This window comes from Streptomyces auratus, assembly GCF_050433025.1.
GTDB classification, from domain to species: domain Bacteria; phylum Actinomycetota; class Actinomycetes; order Streptomycetales; family Streptomycetaceae; genus Streptomyces; species Streptomyces sioyaensis.
In genome coordinates, this window is sequence record NZ_JBNGCB010000001.1 from 1,962,472 (window position 1) to 1,978,181 (window position 15,710).

Annotated in this window: 14 protein-coding genes; 6 read left to right on the forward strand and 8 right to left on the reverse strand. The window is 70.4% G+C overall.

Features of this window, described 5'->3' with window-relative positions:
• The first annotated feature begins 24 nt into the window (after positions 1 to 24).
• Complete coding sequence (locus tag BKA18_RS08410; RefSeq protein ID WP_366046155.1) at positions 25 to 1,029, forward strand: COX15/CtaA family protein; 1,005 nt, start codon at positions 25 to 27, stop codon at positions 1,027 to 1,029.
• On the opposite strand, the gene BKA18_RS08415 is transcribed toward BKA18_RS08410, so the two are convergent.
• The 3 genes from BKA18_RS08415 to BKA18_RS08425 all read right to left on the reverse strand — a co-directional run bounded on the left by BKA18_RS08415 (position 1,002) and on the right by BKA18_RS08425 (position 3,593).
• A complete protein-coding gene (locus BKA18_RS08415; protein ID WP_366046156.1) occupies positions 1,002 to 2,048 on the reverse strand; it encodes an amidohydrolase in 1,047 nt (348 codons plus the stop codon). The two genes, BKA18_RS08410 and BKA18_RS08415, sit on opposite strands and share 28 nt — an antisense overlap.
• 135 nt (positions 2,049 to 2,183) lie before the next feature.
• A complete protein-coding gene (locus tag BKA18_RS08420) occupies positions 2,184 to 2,564 on the reverse strand; it encodes a type 1 periplasmic-binding domain-containing protein (protein ID WP_006606304.1) in 381 nt (126 codons plus the stop codon).
• A 45-nt stretch (positions 2,565 to 2,609) separates the two neighbouring features.
• A complete protein-coding gene (locus BKA18_RS08425) occupies positions 2,610 to 3,593 on the reverse strand; it encodes a heme o synthase (protein ID WP_382971974.1) in 984 nt (327 codons plus the stop codon).
• Between the two features lie 459 nt (positions 3,594 to 4,052).
• Here BKA18_RS08425 and tkt point away from each other — a divergent pair, with 459 nt between their 5' ends.
• The 5 genes from tkt to pgl are packed head-to-tail and all read left to right on the forward strand — an operon-like array spanning position 4,053 to position 10,672.
• Complete coding sequence (gene tkt / locus BKA18_RS08430) at positions 4,053 to 6,152, forward strand: transketolase (RefSeq protein ID WP_366046158.1); 2,100 nt, start codon at positions 4,053 to 4,055, stop codon at positions 6,150 to 6,152.
• A 34-nt stretch (positions 6,153 to 6,186) separates the two neighbouring features.
• Positions 6,187 to 7,329: a transaldolase gene (gene tal, locus BKA18_RS08435; protein ID WP_366046159.1), complete on the forward strand. Its 1,143-nt coding sequence runs from the start codon at positions 6,187 to 6,189 to the stop codon at positions 7,327 to 7,329.
• Positions 7,330 to 7,335: 6 nt separating this feature from the next.
• Positions 7,336 to 8,868, forward strand: coding sequence for a glucose-6-phosphate dehydrogenase (zwf, locus tag BKA18_RS08440; RefSeq protein ID WP_366046160.1), 1,533 nt, complete (start codon positions 7,336 to 7,338; stop codon positions 8,866 to 8,868).
• On the forward strand, positions 8,865 to 9,893 hold the full coding sequence (gene opcA, locus BKA18_RS08445; protein WP_366046161.1) for a glucose-6-phosphate dehydrogenase assembly protein OpcA: 1,029 nt from the start codon (positions 8,865 to 8,867) through the stop codon (positions 9,891 to 9,893). Before zwf ends, opcA begins: the two co-directional genes overlap by 4 nt.
• Positions 9,890 to 10,672, forward strand: a complete 783-nt coding sequence (gene pgl, locus BKA18_RS08450; protein ID WP_006606298.1) for a 6-phosphogluconolactonase — start codon at positions 9,890 to 9,892, stop codon at positions 10,670 to 10,672. Before opcA ends, pgl begins: the two co-directional genes overlap by 4 nt.
• A 95-nt stretch (positions 10,673 to 10,767) precedes the next feature.
• Here the strand turns inward: pgl and pgi are convergent, their stop codons facing one another.
• The 5 genes from pgi to BKA18_RS08475 all read right to left on the reverse strand — a co-directional run bounded on the left by pgi (position 10,768) and on the right by BKA18_RS08475 (position 15,623).
• A complete protein-coding gene (gene pgi / locus BKA18_RS08455) occupies positions 10,768 to 12,420 on the reverse strand; it encodes a glucose-6-phosphate isomerase (protein WP_366046267.1) in 1,653 nt (550 codons plus the stop codon).
• Between the two features lie 349 nt (positions 12,421 to 12,769).
• Entirely contained in the window at positions 12,770 to 13,105 is a 336-nt protein-coding gene (locus BKA18_RS08460) for an RNA polymerase-binding protein RbpA (RefSeq protein WP_006606296.1), read from the reverse strand.
• 155 nt (positions 13,106 to 13,260) lie between these two features.
• Positions 13,261 to 13,497, reverse strand: a complete 237-nt coding sequence (secG, locus tag BKA18_RS08465; protein WP_006606295.1) for a preprotein translocase subunit SecG — start codon at positions 13,495 to 13,497, stop codon at positions 13,261 to 13,263.
• A gap of 141 nt (positions 13,498 to 13,638) precedes the next feature.
• Positions 13,639 to 14,415 carry a triose-phosphate isomerase gene (gene tpiA / locus BKA18_RS08470; protein WP_366046162.1) on the reverse strand — a complete coding sequence of 259 codons (777 nt, stop codon included), beginning with the start codon at positions 14,413 to 14,415 and terminating at the stop codon, positions 13,639 to 13,641.
• 5 nt (positions 14,416 to 14,420) lie between these two features.
• Positions 14,421 to 15,623 (reverse strand): phosphoglycerate kinase, encoded by a 1,203-nt coding sequence (locus BKA18_RS08475; RefSeq protein WP_366046163.1) that lies wholly within the window; start codon positions 15,621 to 15,623, stop codon positions 14,421 to 14,423.
• Positions 15,624 to 15,710: the final 87 nt, after the last annotated feature.

Consider the following 15,710-nt stretch of genomic DNA (forward strand, 5'->3'; position numbering starts at 1 on the left):
AAGGGCCGTCCTACGATGTCTCCCGTGCCGAAAACGCTGAATCCCTTTGAGCTGATCGCCCGCCACTGGCAGCCGTCCGCGGCCTTTGTGCGGCGGGCCGCGCTGGCCACCGTCGTGATGGCCGTGATCATCGTCGTCACGGGCGGCGCGGTGAGGCTCAGCCAGTCCGGACTGGGCTGCTCGACCTGGCCCAAGTGCACACCGGACAGCCTGACGCCGACCGCCGCCATGGGGATCAACGGCCTCATCGAGTTCGGCAACCGCATGCTGACCTATGTGCTGTGCGGGGTCGTCGGGCTGTTCATCATCGCCGCCCGCGCCCGCCACCCCCGGCGCCGCCCGCTCACCCGCCTCGGCTGGGCGCAGTTCTGGCTCGTCATGAGCAACGCCGTCATCGGCGGCATCACGGTCCTGACCGGCCTGAACCCGTACATCGTCAGCGCGCACTTCCTGGCGGCCACGGCGCTGCTCACGGTCGCCGTACTGACCTGGCAGCGGGCGAGCGAGGGCGACGAGGAGCCGCACGGCCTGGTCGCGCGCCCGGTGCGGCAGCTGGCATGGCTGCTGGTGGCGGCGTCCGGCGCGCTCACCGTCATCGGCACCGTCGTCACCGGCGCGGGGCCGCACGCGGGCGACGCCCACAAGGTCCACCGGATCCCGGTGGACTGGCAGGAGATCACCCAGCTGCACGTCGACTTCGTCTACATCGTCATCGGCCTGAGCGTCGCCCTGTGGTTCACGCTGCGCGCCGTCACGGCACCGGCCGCCCCGCGCCGCAGGGTCCTGGAGCTGTTCGTCTGCCTCGCCGCGCAGGGCGCCATCGGCTATGTCCAGTACTTCACGGGCCTGCCCGAGTTCGTCATCGGGGTGCACATGCTGGGCTCGACCCTGGTGTGGATCTGCGTGCTGCGGGTTGCCATGTCGCTGCGCGACCGCGGTCCGCTCCCGGAGGAGGAGCCCGGCGTGCCCGCCCCCGCGGGCGAGCGCGAGGAGCCCGGTTCTCAGCTGGCCGCCGCGTCCAGCCGGTAGACCCGGCGCGCGGTCCCCGACCCCACCATCTCCATGATCCGCCGCCCGTCTTCGGCGCCGCACAGCCCCTCGTCGGTCCACTCCCGTACGAGCCGGTCCATAGCGCGGACGAAGAACCGGGCGCCGGTGACGTACAGCTCGGGCAACCCGCGGGCGCCGGAGGAGAACAGCAGCTTGCCGAACGGCGCCTGACCCAGCGTCTCCTCGGGGCGGGGACCGGCGTCCGCGTACACATGGGCGTGCAGCGCGGCGAGCTGCGCGGCCCGCCGGTGGTGCGGCGCGGCCGGCAGCAGGACGAGGGCCGAGCCGATGCCGGCCGTGGCCCGCAGAAACGCCGCCAGCGGCTGCGGATCGGTGCAGTGCAGCTGCACCGGCAGACCGGTCGCCACCGCGCTCCACAGCAGATGCCGGACGAGGGCGGGCTCGCCGAGTCGCTCCCCGGGGCGGCGGCCGCGCAGCCAGCGGTCCGCGGCGCGCCGTACCTCACCGGCCTCGGGGGCGTGTGCGTCGCAGTGGGTGGCGCCGGAGGCGAAGGCGGTGGCGTGCTGGGCCGCGGCGTAGAGCGCCTCGGCGGTGTAGCCGATGAAGGAGTCGACGCTGCCGGAGGTGTCGGCGACCTGCTCGGCGAGCGGTTCGAGCCGGACGACCTCGTGGGCCGGGGCCTCGGCGGCGGTGGCGAGTTCGGTGGCCGAGGTCAGCTCGCTGGGGGTGCCGGCCTCCAGCAGGAACGTGCCGATGCCGCAGCCGCGCAGCAGTATCCGTCCGGCGCGGTAGGCGCCGACCTCGCGCCTGCGGGCGAGGTAGCGGGCGGGCGGGCAGTGCGGTTCCAGGCCGAGCAGCGGGGGGCACCAGCGGCGTATCGCCAGGCCGGTGACGCTGTCGAAGTAGCTGGTGCCGGCGGGGGCCGGGCCCTGGGCGCCGACCGCGGCGGCGAGGTGGCTCTCGAAGGAGCCGAGGCCGAGCTCGCCGTGCACCGCGCCGTGGCTGTACTGATCGATGAGCGGTGGAGATCCGTCCATCCGCCCCTCCTCGCCGTGAGCCCGCCGGGCGTGGCCGGAGCGCCGCGCCCGGTGAACCTAACGGCCGAGGTGGTGGTGAGGTAGCGGGCTCCGCTTCCGGCGTGCGCTCCGGCGCACGGCGCCCGGGACCGGCCGTCAGGCGTTGGCCCGGCCGCCCACCTGGATGCCCGCCATCCGGGACCACTCGTAGCGGCCGGTGCGGACCCTGGCGGCGAGGTCGCCGTCGAAGTCGTCCTGGAGCGTGAGGCCGGCCTGCTCGGCGGCGGCCTTGGCGGATTCGAGGGTGTCCGCGACGAGGTTGCCCCACTCGCCGTTGGCCCCGACGAGGGCGATCCGGATGCGGCCGCGGCCGATGTGCGCGAGCTGGCCTTCGGCGCTGCCGCCATGGGTGGCGGCGAAGGCGCGGATCTCCCGGGCGAGCTTGGCCGTGTGCCGGCCGGCCCGCTTTCCGGCCGCTGCGCCGGCCACCGTCTCCACCTGCTCGTCCGCCTGCTGGGTGTCTGCCATGAACAGCATGCTACCCGCGAGTACTGCTCTGTGTGGGGGTGATCCCCCACACCCCTAACGGAGGAAGGGATCCACGGCGACGGCGACGAACAGCAGCGACACATAGGTGATGGACCAGTGGAACAGCCGCATCTCCTTGAGCTTGGCGCCCGTGATCCCGGCCTTGGCGCGGGATTGCAGACCGTGCGCCTCCTTGAGCCAGAAGCCGCCGCAGACGAGCGCGACCGCGGTGTAGAACCAGCCGGTGTAGCCCAGCGGCTGGAGCAGCAGGGAGACGGCGACCATCACCCAGCTGTAGGCGACGATCTGGCGCGCGACGACCTTGTTGCCCGCGACGGCCGGCAGCATCGGCACGCCGACCCGCTCGTAGTCGTCCTTGACCTTCATCGACAGCGGCCAGTAGTGCGGCGGCGTCCAGAAGAAGATGACGAGGAAGAGGATCACCGCGGCCCAGGAGAACGAGTTCGTCACCGCGGACCAGCCGATGAAGACCGGCATACAGCCCGCGATACCGCCCCACACGATGTTCTGCGAGGTGCGCCGCTTGAGGATCATCGTGTAGACGACGACATAGAAAAGCAGCGCACCGAGCGACAGCATCGCCGACAGCGGGTTGACGAGGTACCAGAACCAGGCGGTGGAGCCGACCGCGAGGGCGGTCGCGAACACCAGGCACTCGCGCGGCGAGACCATGCCGGTGACCAGCGGCCGCTGGGACGTGCGGTCCATCAGCGCGTCGATGTCGCGGTCGAGGTACATGTTGAAGGCGGCGGCGCCGCCGGCGGAGAGATAGCCGCCGACGCAGGTCGCCAGGACGAGCCACAGATCGGGCACGCCCTTGGCCGCCAGGAACATCACCGGCACCGTGGTCATCAGCAGCAGCTCGATGACCCGTGGCTTGGTCAGCGCCACGAACGCCTTGACGCGGGCCCCGAACGGCCGGTCGCCGGGACTTCTGGGGAACTGAGAGCGTTTCCCCACAGCCTCGCCGGCGTGGGCGGTGCCCCCACCCGCAGGACGGGATTCGACGGCCGTCACGCACACCCCTGGAAGTAACATCAGCGGCCTCTGCCGCGGAAGAGATAAGGCCTGCAAGCTCCTTCGGCGGTGTGGACCCGTGGGGAAGGGCTTGCGCGTACCACGCCACTTTAGACGTTGGCCATTCGGCGATCTTCGCGGGGGTGGGGTCGTGTTGGGCGGCGGGCCGCGGGGGCACCCGGGCATGTTTCCTCGCCCGTTCACCCGGCGTTCGGGAGGCGAACCGGACCGGCGCCCGGCAGTCTGGTCGTATGGCTGTCCGGTCCGGGCGGGGAATCCGCGTGGTCCCCATGTGGTTGCCCGGAGCGACAGCCGGCCCGCCCCGCACCCACCGACTGAGCGCCGGAAACTTCGACTGAGCGTCGAAAAGACGCACGCACTTGCGGGGGTAGGCTCGACACCGCCTGGCGGGCACACCGTCCGCGGCATTCGACATGTGGAGAGGAGCCCTGACTCAGGGTGAGCACCAAGCCGACCACCACAGATCTCGAGTGGACCGAACTGGACCAGCGTGCGGTGGATACCGTCCGTGTCCTGGCCATGGATTCCGTGCAGAAGGTCGGTAACGGCCATCCCGGTACGGCCATGAGCCTGGCGCCGGCCGCCTATCTTCTCTTTCAGAAGCTGATGCAGCACGACCCGGCGGACGCGAACTGGACCGGCCGCGACCGGTTCGTCCTCTCCGCGGGCCACTCCAGCCTGACTCTCTACATCCAGCTCTACCTCGCCGGCTACGGCCTGGAGCTGGACGACCTGAAGGCGTTCCGCACCTGGGGCTCGAAGACCCCCGGCCACCCCGAGTACGGCCACACCACCGGCGTCGAGACCACCACCGGCCCGCTGGGCCAGGGTGTCGCCAACGCGGTCGGCATGGCGATGGCCTCGCGCTACGAGCGCGGCCTGTTCGACCCGGACGCGGCGGAGGGCACCTCGCCCTTCGACCACACCATCTACTGCATCGCCGGTGACGGCTGCCTCCAGGAGGGCATCTCCGCCGAGGCCTCCTCCCTGGCGGGCCACCAGAAGCTCGGCAACCTCATCCTGCTGTGGGACGACAACCACATCTCCATCGAGGGTGACACCGAGACCGCGGTCTCCGAGGACACCGTCAAGCGCTACGAGGCCTACGGCTGGCACGTCCAGCGCGTCGCGCAGCTGCCCAACGGCGACCTGGACCCGGTCGGTCTGGCCAGGGCCGTGGAGGCCGCCAAGGCCGAGACCGGGCGCCCGTCGTTCATCGCGATGCGCTCGATCATCGCCTGGCCGGCCCCGCACGCCCAGAACACCGAGGCCGCGCACGGCTCGGCGCTGGGCGAGGACGAGGTCGCGGCCACCAAGCGCGTCCTGGGCTTCGACCCCGAGAAGTCCTTCGACGTCGGCGACGCGGTGCTCAAGCACACCCGCGGCGCCCTCGACCGCGGCCGGGACGCCAAGAAGGAGTGGGAGAAGTCCTTCGCCGCCTGGCGCACCGCCAACCCGGAGCGCGCCGCGGAGTTCGACCGGATCGCCGCGGGCGAGCTGCCCGCGGGCTGGGAGGACCACCTCCCGGCGTTCGAGACCGGCAAGTCCGTGGCCACCCGCGCCGCGTCCGGCAAGGTGCTGCACGCCCTCGGCCCGGTGATCCCGGAGCTGTGGGGCGGCTCGGCCGACCTGGCCGGCTCGAACAACACCACGATCGACAAGACCTCCTCGTTCCTCCCGGCGGACAACCCGCTGCCGGAGGCCGACCCCTACGGCCGCACGATCCACTTCGGCATCCGTGAGCACTCCATGGCCGCGGAGATGAACGGCATCACGCTGCACGGCAACACCCGTGTCTACGGCGGCACGTTCCTGGTGTTCTCCGACTACATGCGCAACGCCGTCCGACTGTCCGCGCTGATGCACCTGCCGGTGACGTACGTGTGGACGCACGACTCCATCGGTCTGGGCGAGGACGGCCCGACCCACCAGCCGGTCGAGCACCTGGCCTCGCTGCGCGCCATCCCGGGCCTGAACGTCGTCCGCCCGGCCGACGCCAACGAGACCGCCACCGCCTGGCGCGAGATCCTCAAGCGCTGGACGAAGGAGTACGGCGTGGGGGCCCCGCACGGCCTCGCGCTGACCCGTCAGGGTGTGCCGACGTACCCGGCCAACGAGGATGCCGCCAAGGGCGGTTACGTGCTGTTCGAGGCCGAAGCGGACGGCGGGGACGCCGCGGCGCAGGTCGTGCTGATCGGCACCGGCTCCGAGGTGCAGCTCGCCGTCGCGGCGCGCGAGCAGCTGCAGGCCGAGGGCGTTCCCACCCGTGTGGTGTCGATGCCGTGTGTCGAGTGGTTCGAGCAGCAGGACCAGACCTACCGCGACAGCGTGCTTCCCCCGTCCGTGAAGGCCCGTGTCGCCGTCGAAGCCGGCATCGGTCTGACCTGGCACCGTTTCGTGGGTGACGCCGGGCGCATCGTCTCGCTGGAGCACTTCGGTGCCTCGGCCGACGGCAAGGTTCTCTTCCGCGAGTTCGGCTTCACCGCCGATGCGGTCGCCGCCGCCGCCCGGGAATCGCTCGAAGCCGCCGCGCGCTGACGCCCATACACGACAAGTAGGAGATGCAGAACCCATGACAGACGCACTCAAGCGCCTCTCCGACGAAGGCGTCGCGATCTGGCTGGACGACCTGTCGCGCAAGCGCATCACGTCCGGCAACCTCGCAGAGCTGATCGACCAGCAGCATGTCGTCGGTGTCACGACGAACCCGTCGATCTTCCAGAAGGCGATCTCCGCGGGCGACGGCTACCAGCAGCAGGTCACCGACCTCGCCGCCCGCAAGGTCACCGTCGAGGAAGCCATCCGCATGATCACGACGGCGGACGTCCGCGACGCCGCCGACATCCTGCGGCCGGTCTTCGACGCCACCGGCGGCCAGGACGGCCGGGTCTCCATCGAGGTCGACCCCCGTCTGGCGCACAAGACCGTGCCGACCATCGCCGAGGCCAAGCAGCTGGCGTGGCTGGTGGACCGGCCGAACACGCTGATCAAGATCCCGGCCACCAAGGCGGGCCTCCCGGCGATCACCGAGGTCATCGGCCTGGGCATCAGCGTCAATGTCACGCTGATCTTCTCGCTGGAGCGTTACCGCGAGGTCATGGACGCCTACCTCGCGGGCCTGGAGAAGGCCAAGGCCGCGGGTCTGGACCTGTCCCTGATCCGTTCGGTGGCGTCGTTCTTCGTGTCCCGTGTGGACACCGAGATCGACAAGCGCCTGGAGAAGCAGGGCTCGGACGAGGCCAAGGCCCTCAAGGGCAAGGCCGCGCTGGCCAACGCCCGGCTGGCCTACCAGGCCTACGAGGAGGTGTTCGGCTCCGCCGACGAATCGACGCGGTCCTCGGAGCGCTGGGCCGCTCTCGACAAGGCCGGCGCCAACAAGCAGCGCCCGCTGTGGGCCTCGACCGGCGTCAAGGACCCGGACTTCAAGGACACCCTGTACGTGGACGAGCTGGTCGCCCCGGGCACGGTCAACACCATGCCGGAGGCCACCCTGGAGGCCACCGCCGCCCGCGGTGAGATCACCGGTGACACCGTCCGCGGCCGGTACGACGCGGCCAGGGCCGACCTCGATGCGATCGCGAAGCTCGGGATCTCGTACGACGATGTCGTGCAGGTCCTGGAGGAGGAGGGCGTGGAGAAGTTCGAGGCCTCCTGGATTGACCTGCTCAAGTCGACGGAGGCGGAGCTCAAGCGCCTCGCTCCCTCGGAGGGCTGATCTCCTTTGTCCGATGCACGCGGAGCCAACCCGCTTCGTGACCCCGCAGACCGACGGCTCCCGCGCATCGCGGGGCCGTCGGGCCTGGTCATCTTCGGTGTCACGGGCGATTTGTCCCGTAAAAAGCTGATGCCTGCCGTCTACGACCTGGCCAACCGCGGTCTGCTCCCGCCGGGTTTCTCGCTCATCGGGTTCGCCCGTCGTGAATGGGAGCACGAGGACTTCGCGCAGGAGGTGTACGAGGCGGTCAAGCAGCACTCCCGTACGCCGTTCCGCGAGGAGGTATGGCAGCAGCTGGTCCAGGGCTGCCGCTTCGTCCAGGGCACCTTCGACGACGACGAGGCCTTCGAGACGCTCAAGGAGACGATAAACGAGCTCGACAAGGCCCAGGGCACCGGCGGCAACTTCGCCTTCTACCTCTCGGTGCCGCCGAAGTTCTTCCCCAAGGTCGTCCAGCAGCTGAAGAAGCACGGGCTGGCCGACCAGACGGAGGGCTCCTGGCGCCGCGCCGTCATCGAGAAGCCCTTCGGCCACAACCTTCAGAGCGCCCAGGAGCTCAACCGGATCGTCCACGAGGTCTTCCCGACCAACGAGGTCTTCCGGATCGACCACTACCTGGGCAAGGAGACGGTCCAGAACATCCTGGCGCTGCGGTTCGCCAACACGATGTTCGAGCCGCTGTGGAACCGCAGCTATGTCGACCACGTCCAGATCACCATGGCCGAGGACATCGGCATCGGCGGCCGGGCCGGCTACTACGACGGCATCGGCGCCGCCCGGGACGTCATCCAGAACCACCTCCTCCAGCTGCTCGCGCTGACCGCCATGGAGGAGCCGTCCTCCTTCGGAGCGGACGCGCTGGTCGCGGAGAAGACCAAGGTGCTGGGTGCGGTCAAGATCCCCAAGGATCTCGGCAAGGAGACCGTCCGGGGGCAGTACGCGGCGGGCTGGCAGGGCGGCGAGAAGGCCGTCGGCTACCTCGAGGAAGAGGGCATCGACCCCAAGTCGAAGACCGACACCTACGCCGCGATCAAGCTGCAGATCGACAACCGCCGCTGGGCGGGCGTCCCCTTCTATCTGCGCACCGGCAAGCGCCTGGGCCGCCGGGTCACCGAGATCGCGGTGGTCTTCCAGCGCGCCCCGCACTCCCCCTTCGACCACACCGCCACCGAGGAGCTGGGACAGAACGCCCTGGTCATCCGGGTGCAGCCGGACGAGGGCGTGACCGTGCGGTTCGGTTCGAAGGTGCCCGGCACCTCGATGGAGGTGCGCGACGTCTCGATGGACTTTGCGTACGGCGAGTCCTTCACGGAGTCCAGCCCCGAGGCGTACGAGCGGCTGATCCTGGACGTGCTGCTGGGTGACGCCAACCTCTTCCCGCGGCTGGAGGAGGTCGAACAGTCCTGGCGGATCCTCGACCCGATCGAGGTGTACTGGGAGAAGCACGGCAAGCCCGCGCAGTATCCGGCGGGCACCTGGGGTCCCACCGAGGCGGACGAAATGCTCGCACGAGACGGACGGAGCTGGCGCCGGCCATGAAGATCGATCTGACGGAAACCACGTCCAGCAAGATCAACAAGGCACTGGTCCAGGGCCGGCGCGCCGTCGGCACCCCCGCCATCGGCATGGTGCTCACCCTCGTCATCGTCACCGACGAGGAGAACGCCTACGACGCCCTCAAGGCGGCCAACGAGGCGTCGCGTGAGCACCCCTCCCGCACCCTCGTCGTCATCAAGCGGGTCAGCCGGTCGCCGCGCGACCGCGCCAAGGCCCGCCTGGACGCCGAGGTGCGGGTCGGCACGGACGCCGGCACCGGCGAGACGGTCATACTCCGGCTCTACGGCGAGGTCATCGACCACGCCCAGTCCGTGGTGCTGCCGCTGCTGCTGCCGGACGCCCCGGTCGTGGTCTGGTGGGCGGTGAACGCCCCGCTGGACCCCGCCAAGGATCCGCTCGGTGCGCTGGCCCAGCGCCGGGTCACCGACGCCTACGCCGCCGAGCAGCCCGTCCGGGAGCTGTCCGCCCGCGCGGAGACCTACACACCGGGCGACACCGATCTGTCCTGGACGCGGATCACGCCGTGGCGCTCGATGCTCGCGGCGGCGCTCGACCAGGCCCCGTGCACGGTCGGCTCGGCCGAGGTCGAGGGCGAGGAGTTCAACCCCAGCTGCGAGCTGCTCGCCATGTGGCTCGCCGACCGGCTGAAAGTCCCGGTCACCCGCAAGGTGTCCGCCGGCCCCGGCCTGACCGCCGTACGGATGGAGTCCAGCATCGGCTCGATCGTGCTGGACCGCCCGGACGGCTCGCTGGCCACGCTCTGCATGCCGCACCAGCCGGACCGTGCGGTGGCGCTCAAGCGGCGGGACACCTCGGAGCTGCTCGCCGAGGAGCTGCGCCGGCTCGACCCGGACGACATCTACGCCGCCGCGCTCAAGTACGGCGTGGACCGGCTCGGTGAGGGCAAGGACTCCTCGCCGGCGGCCGGGGATCCGGCGGCGGCCGGAAGCACTGCGGCCAAGCCTGCGGGGAAGAAGGCGCCCGCCAGGAAGGCAGCCGCCAAGTGAGTGCTCCGCAGGTTGTCGTCCATCGCGACAAGGAGCTGATGGCGAAGGCGGCGGCGGCCCGGCTGATCACCAAGATCGTGGATGCGCAGGCCGCCCGCGGCTCCGCGTCCGTGGTGCTGACCGGCGGGCGCAACGGCAACGGGCTGCTCGCAGCCGTCGCCGAGGCGCCCGCACGGGACGCGGTGGACTGGACCCGGCTCGATCTGTGGTGGGGCGACGAGCGGTTCGCACCGGACGGCGATCCGGAGCGCAACTACACCCAGGCCCGGGAGGTGCTGCTGGACAGCGTCCCGCTGAATCCGGCCCGGGTGCATCCGATGCCCCCGTCGGACGGCCCGTACGGCAATGACGCCGACGCCGCCGCCGAGGCGTACGCGACCGCACTCGCCGCCGCCGCGGGGCCCGAGGACCACGGCCCGGTGCCGTCCTTCGACGTGCTGCTGCTGGGCGTCGGCCCGGACACCCATGTCGCCTCGCTCTTCCCGGAGCTGCCGGCCGTCTACGAGCAGGAGCGGACGGTGGTCGGGGTGCACGGTGCGCCGAAGCCGCCGCCGACCCGTACCTCGCTGACCCTACCCGCGATCCGCGCGGCACGGGAGGTCTGGCTGCTGGCGGCCGGCGCGGACAAGGCCAACGCCGCGGCCATCGCGCTGTCCGGCGCCGGCGAGGTACAGGCCCCGGCGGCCGGTGCCCGCGGCCGCAGCCGGACGCTGTGGCTGCTGGACGAGGCGGCGGCGGCACAGCTGCCACGCGGGCTCTATCCGCCGGCCTCGGCCTGAGCGGTCAGGCCCGGCCGCCATACGAAGGCCCCGCACCCTGGGAGGGGTGCGGGGCCTTCGGCGTCACGGCGGCCGCGCCGGCGGGACCGTCCGGATCAACGACCCCGCAGTGCGCGGTACTTGGCGACCAGACCGGCCGTCGAGGCGTCCAGCCCCGGCACTTCGGCGCCGTCGGTCAGCGCCGGCTCGACCCGCTTGGCCAGGACCTTGCCCAGCTCCACGCCCCACTGGTCGAAGGAGTCGATGTTCCAGACCGCGCCCTGGACGAACACCTTGTGCTCATAGAGCGCGATCAACTGGCCCAGCACGGACGGGCTGAGCTCCTTGGCCAGGATGGTGGTGGTGGGGCGGTTGCCCGGGAAGGTCTTGTGCGGGACCAGTTCCTCGGCCACGCCCTCGGCGCGCACCTCGTCCGGCGTCTTGCCGAAGGCCAGCGCCTGGCCCTGGGCGAAGAGGTTGGCCATCAGCAGGTCGTGCTGGGGCACCAGGCCGGGCTGCAGATCGGCGACCGGCTCGGCGAAGCCCAGGAGGTCGGCCGGGATCAGCTTGGTGCCCTGATGGAGCAGCTGGTAGTAGGCGTGCTGGCCGTTCGTGCCCGGCGTGCCCCAGACGACGGGGCCGGTCTGCCAGTTGACCCGGTGTCCGTCGCGGTCCACCGACTTGCCGTTGGACTCCATGTCCAACTGCTGGAGGTAGGCGGTGAACTTGGAGAGGTAGTGGCTGTAGGGCAGCACGGCGTGGGACTGGGCGTCCCAGAAGTTGCCGTACCAGATGCCCAGCAGGCCGAGCAGCAGCGGGGCGTTCTCGTGGAGCGGGGCGGAGCAGAAGTGCTCGTCGACGAGGTGGAAGCCCGCCAGCATCTCGCGGAACCGCTCATGGCCGATCGCGACCATCAGCGACAGGCCGATGGCGGAGTCGAAGGAGTAACGGCCGCCGACCCAGTCCCAGAACTCGAACATGTTGTCCGGGTTGATGCCGAACTCCGTCACCTTCTCGGCGTTGGTCGACAGCGCCACGAAGTGCTGGGCGACGGCCTCTCCCCCGGCGCGCAGCCCGCTCAGCAGCCAGTCGCGGGCCGATGTGGCATTGGTGATGGTCTCGATGGTGGTGAAGGTCTTCGAGGCGATGATGAACAGCGTCTCGGCCGGGTCCAGATCGCGGACCGCCTCGTGCAGATCGGCACCGTCCACATTGGAGACGAAGCGGAACTGCATGTCCCGGTGGGTGTAGGCACGCAGCGCCTCGTACGCCATCGCCGGGCCCAGGTCGGAGCCGCCGATACCGATGTTGACGACGGTCTTGATGCGCTTGCCGGTGTGGCCCTTCCAGTCGCCCGAGCGGACCCGGTCGGCGAAGGTGCCCATCTTCGTCAGGACGGACTGCACCGCGGGGGTGACGTTCTCCCCGTCGCTCTTGATGACCGCCGAGCCGGGCGCGCGCAGCGCGATGTGCAACACGGAGCGCTGCTCGGTGATGTTGATCTTTTCACCGCGGAACATCGCGTCCCGCAGCTCCGCCACACCGGTCGCCGAGGCCAGTTCGCCCAGCAGCCGCAGCGTCTCGTCGGTGACCAGGTGCTTGGAGTAGTCCAGGTGCAGATCGCCCACCTGGAGGGTGTAGCGCTCGGCGCGCCCCGGATCCCGCTCGAACAGCTCGCGCAGATGCACCTTCCCCAGCTGCTCGCGGTGCTTGACCAGCGCGGTCCACTCGGGCAACTGGTCGAGCCTGCTGCGGCCTTCTGCGTTCATCTCGGACATCTGCCTTCTTCGTCTCGTAGCGGCCCCGCCGTCTCCCAACCTAATTGATCAGCCCGCGGTAGGGGGCATCTGTCCACCGCCGGACGAGGCGCTGTCGGCGGCCTGAAGAACAGGTATCGGCGCACCGGCACCCTGCTCGTCGTCCCGTCCCGTCCGCCTCGTGCGCATACGGAAAACAGTACGGGCGACCACTGACAGTCGCTCTCGGGCGACCGCCGCATCGCTGCCCCGCCTGCTCCCGGAGTTGGGGGGCCGACCCGTGAGGGCGCACGTACGCGGCCGGCCCGGCCGGAGGGTGCTGTCCCCTCCGGCCGGGCCGGCCGGTGTGTGTGGTGCTCCGTCAGATCTCGCCGCGGAGCTTGGCGAGCGCCTCCGCGAGGATCGCCTCACCGTCGGCGTCGCTGCGACGCTCCCGGACGTAGGCGAGGTGGGTCTTGTACGGCTCGGTGCGCGGCGGGTCCGGCGGGCTGTCCCGGTCCTTGCCTGCCGGGAAACCACAGCGCGGGCAGTCCCAGGTGTCCGGAACCTGCGCATCGCCGGCGAAGCTGGGCTGCGTCTCGTGCCCGTTGGAGCACCAGAAGGAGATGCGGGTGCGCGGCGCGGACTCGCCGCGCTCGGCCTCCCCCATCGGCCCCGCCCCGACCCGACTTCCTCGGATCGCGTTGCCACTTGCCACGGTCGTAACTCCCTGCGTAATGGTGCTGCACAGCCTCTCGCAGCAGCTGCGCTGCGGAACGCCCCAGTCTACGTAAGGCCCAACGCGCGTCCAGTGGCTGGAGTTACCCGTCCGAGGACGCCACCCTCATGATAGGCCGCGCCTCCGACGCCTTGTCAGTTGCCGAGCTTCATCAGGATGCCGAGTACGACGATGCAGGCGAACCACAGCAGACCGATCACGATGGTGATGCGGTCGAGGTTACGCTCGGCGACCGAGGAGCCACCGACCGAGGACTGCATGCCGCCACCGAACATATCGGACAGGCCGCCGCCCTTTCCCTTGTGCATGAGCACCAGCATCATCAGCAGCAGGCTGAAGACGATGAGGGCGATCGAGAACCCGATGACCACGGCTGGACCAACTCTCTAGGACTGACGGACGGACGTATGGATCAAAATCTGTGGAACATATGGTGCGGGGCCGGGGTCGGCGCTGCTGCACCGGTCCCGGCCCCGACAGGGTACGACGAGGGCTCCCCCTCGTCATAGCGGCTACTGGTCGCGGAAACGGACGATCTTCACGAATTCGTCGGCGTCCAGCGCCGCGCCGCCGATCAGCGCGCCGTCGACGTCGGGCTGCGCCATGATCGCGGCGACATTGCCGGACTTGACGGAGCCGCCGTACTGGATGCGGACCTTGTCGGCCAGCTCCTGGCTGTAGAGCTCGGCGAGGCGCCCGCGGATGGCACCGCAGACCTCCTGCGCGTCCTCGGGGGTGGCGACCTCGCCGGTGCCGATGGCCCACACCGGCTCGTAGGCGATCACGATGGTCTCGGCCTGCTCGGCCGGGATGTCCGCCAGACCGCCGTCGACCTGGGCGAGGGTGTGCGCGACCTGGTTGCCGGCCTTGCGCACGTCCAGGCCCTCGCCGACGCACAGGATCGGGGTGATCCCGTTCTTGAAGGCGGCCTTGACCTTGGCGTTGCAGATCTCTTCGTTCTCGCCGTGGTACTGGCGGCGCTCGCTGTGGCCGACGGCCACGTACGCGCACTTGAGCTTGGCCAGCATCGAGCCGGAGATCTCACCGGTGTAGGCACCGGAGTCGTGCGCGGAGAGGTCCTGGGCGCCGTACTTGATCTTGAGCTTGTCGCCGTCGACCAGCGTCTGCACCGACCGCAGGTCGGTGAAGGGCGGCAGGACCGCGACCTCTACGGCGTCGAAGTCCTTGTCGGCAAGGGCGAAGGCGAGCTTCTGGACGTGGGCGATGGCCTCGAGGTGGTTGAGGTTCATCTTCCAGTTGCCCGCCATCAGCGGGGTGCGGTCAGTCACGATGTTCAGTCCTCCAGAGCGGCGAGGCCGGGGAGCGTCTTGCCTTCGAGGTATTCGAGGCTGGCGCCGCCGCCGGTCGAGATATGGCCGAAAGCATTCTCGTCGAAGCCCAGCAGGCGGACCGCGGCGGCACTGTCACCGCCGCCGACGACGGTGAAGGCGTCCGAGTCCAGCAGGGCCTGCGCGACGGCCTTGGTGCCGCCCGCGTAGTCCGGGTGCTCGAAGACACCCATCGGGCCGTTCCAGAAGACCGTGCCCGCGTCGGCGAGCTTCGCGGCGTAGAGCTCGCGGGTCTTCGGGCCGATGTCCAGGCCCTCCTGGTCGGCCGGGATCGCGTCCGCGGCGACGGTCCCGGGGTGGGCCGGGGCCTTGGTCTTCAGGTCCGGGAACTCGGACGCGACCAGGACGTCGACGGGGAGGACGAACTCCACACCGCGCTTCTCGGCCCGCGCCAGGTACTCCAGGCAGGCCGGGACCTGGTCTTCCTGGAGCAGCGAGATGCCGACCTCGTGGCCCTTGGCCTTGAGGAAGGTGTAGGCCATTCCGCCGCCGACCAGGATGCGGTCGGCCTTCTCGATCAGCTGGTCGATGACGGCGAGCTTGTCGGAGACCTTGGCGCCGCCGAGCGCGACGACGTAGGGGCGCTTGACGTCCTCGGTGAGCTTCTTCAGGACGCCGACCTCGGTGGCGATCAGGTCGCCGGCGGCGTGCGGAAGGCGCTTCGGCAGGTCGTAGACGGAGGCGTGCTTGCGGTGCACGGCGCCGAAGCCGTCGCCCACGTACAGGTCGGCCAGGGCGGCGAGCTGGTCGGCGAAGGCGCCGCGCTCGGCGTCGTCCTTGCTGGTCTCGCCCGCGTTGAAGCGGAGGTTCTCCAGCACGGCGACCTGGCCGTCCGCCAGGCCGGCGGTCACGGACGCGGCGGACTCGCCGACCGTGTCCGTCGCGAACGCCACGTTCTGGCCGAGGATTTCACCCAGCCGCGCGGCCGCGGGGGCCAGCGAGAAGGCCGGGTCCGGGGCGCCCTTGGGACGGCCCAGGTGGGAGGCGACGATCACCTTGGCGCCGCGCTCGACGAGCTTGGCGATCGTCGGGGCGACGGCACGGATCCGGCCGTCGTCGGTGATGGTGGTGCCGTCCAGCGGCACGTTCAGGTCGGCGCGGACAAAGACCCGCTGCCCGGCGACCTGAAGGTCGTCGATCGTCTTCATGAGGAGTGGCTCCGTTGTGCGTAGGTCGGTCGCGGGACGGGGCTCGTACGACGCTTCCTCGCGCCGTACGAGCCCCGTCCTCACATC

What these genes read in the sequence shown, in the direction of transcription:
- BKA18_RS08415 (WP_366046156.1), bottom strand. Translation starts at nt 2,048, where the DNA reads ATGGACGGATCTCCACCGCTCATCGATCAGTACAGCCACGGCGCGGTG.
- BKA18_RS08420 (WP_006606304.1), bottom strand. Translation starts at nt 2,564, where the DNA reads ATGCTGTTCATGGCAGACACCCAGCAGGCGGACGAGCAGGTGGAGACG.
- tal (WP_366046159.1), top strand. Translation starts at nt 6,187, where the DNA reads ATGACAGACGCACTCAAGCGCCTCTCCGACGAAGGCGTCGCGATCTGG.
- opcA (WP_366046161.1), top strand. Translation starts at nt 8,865, where the DNA reads ATGAAGATCGATCTGACGGAAACCACGTCCAGCAAGATCAACAAGGCA.
- pgi (WP_366046267.1), bottom strand. Translation starts at nt 12,420, where the DNA reads ATGAACGCAGAAGGCCGCAGCAGGCTCGACCAGTTGCCCGAGTGGACC.
- BKA18_RS08475 (WP_366046163.1), bottom strand. Translation starts at nt 15,623, where the DNA reads ATGAAGACGATCGACGACCTTCAGGTCGCCGGGCAGCGGGTCTTTGTC.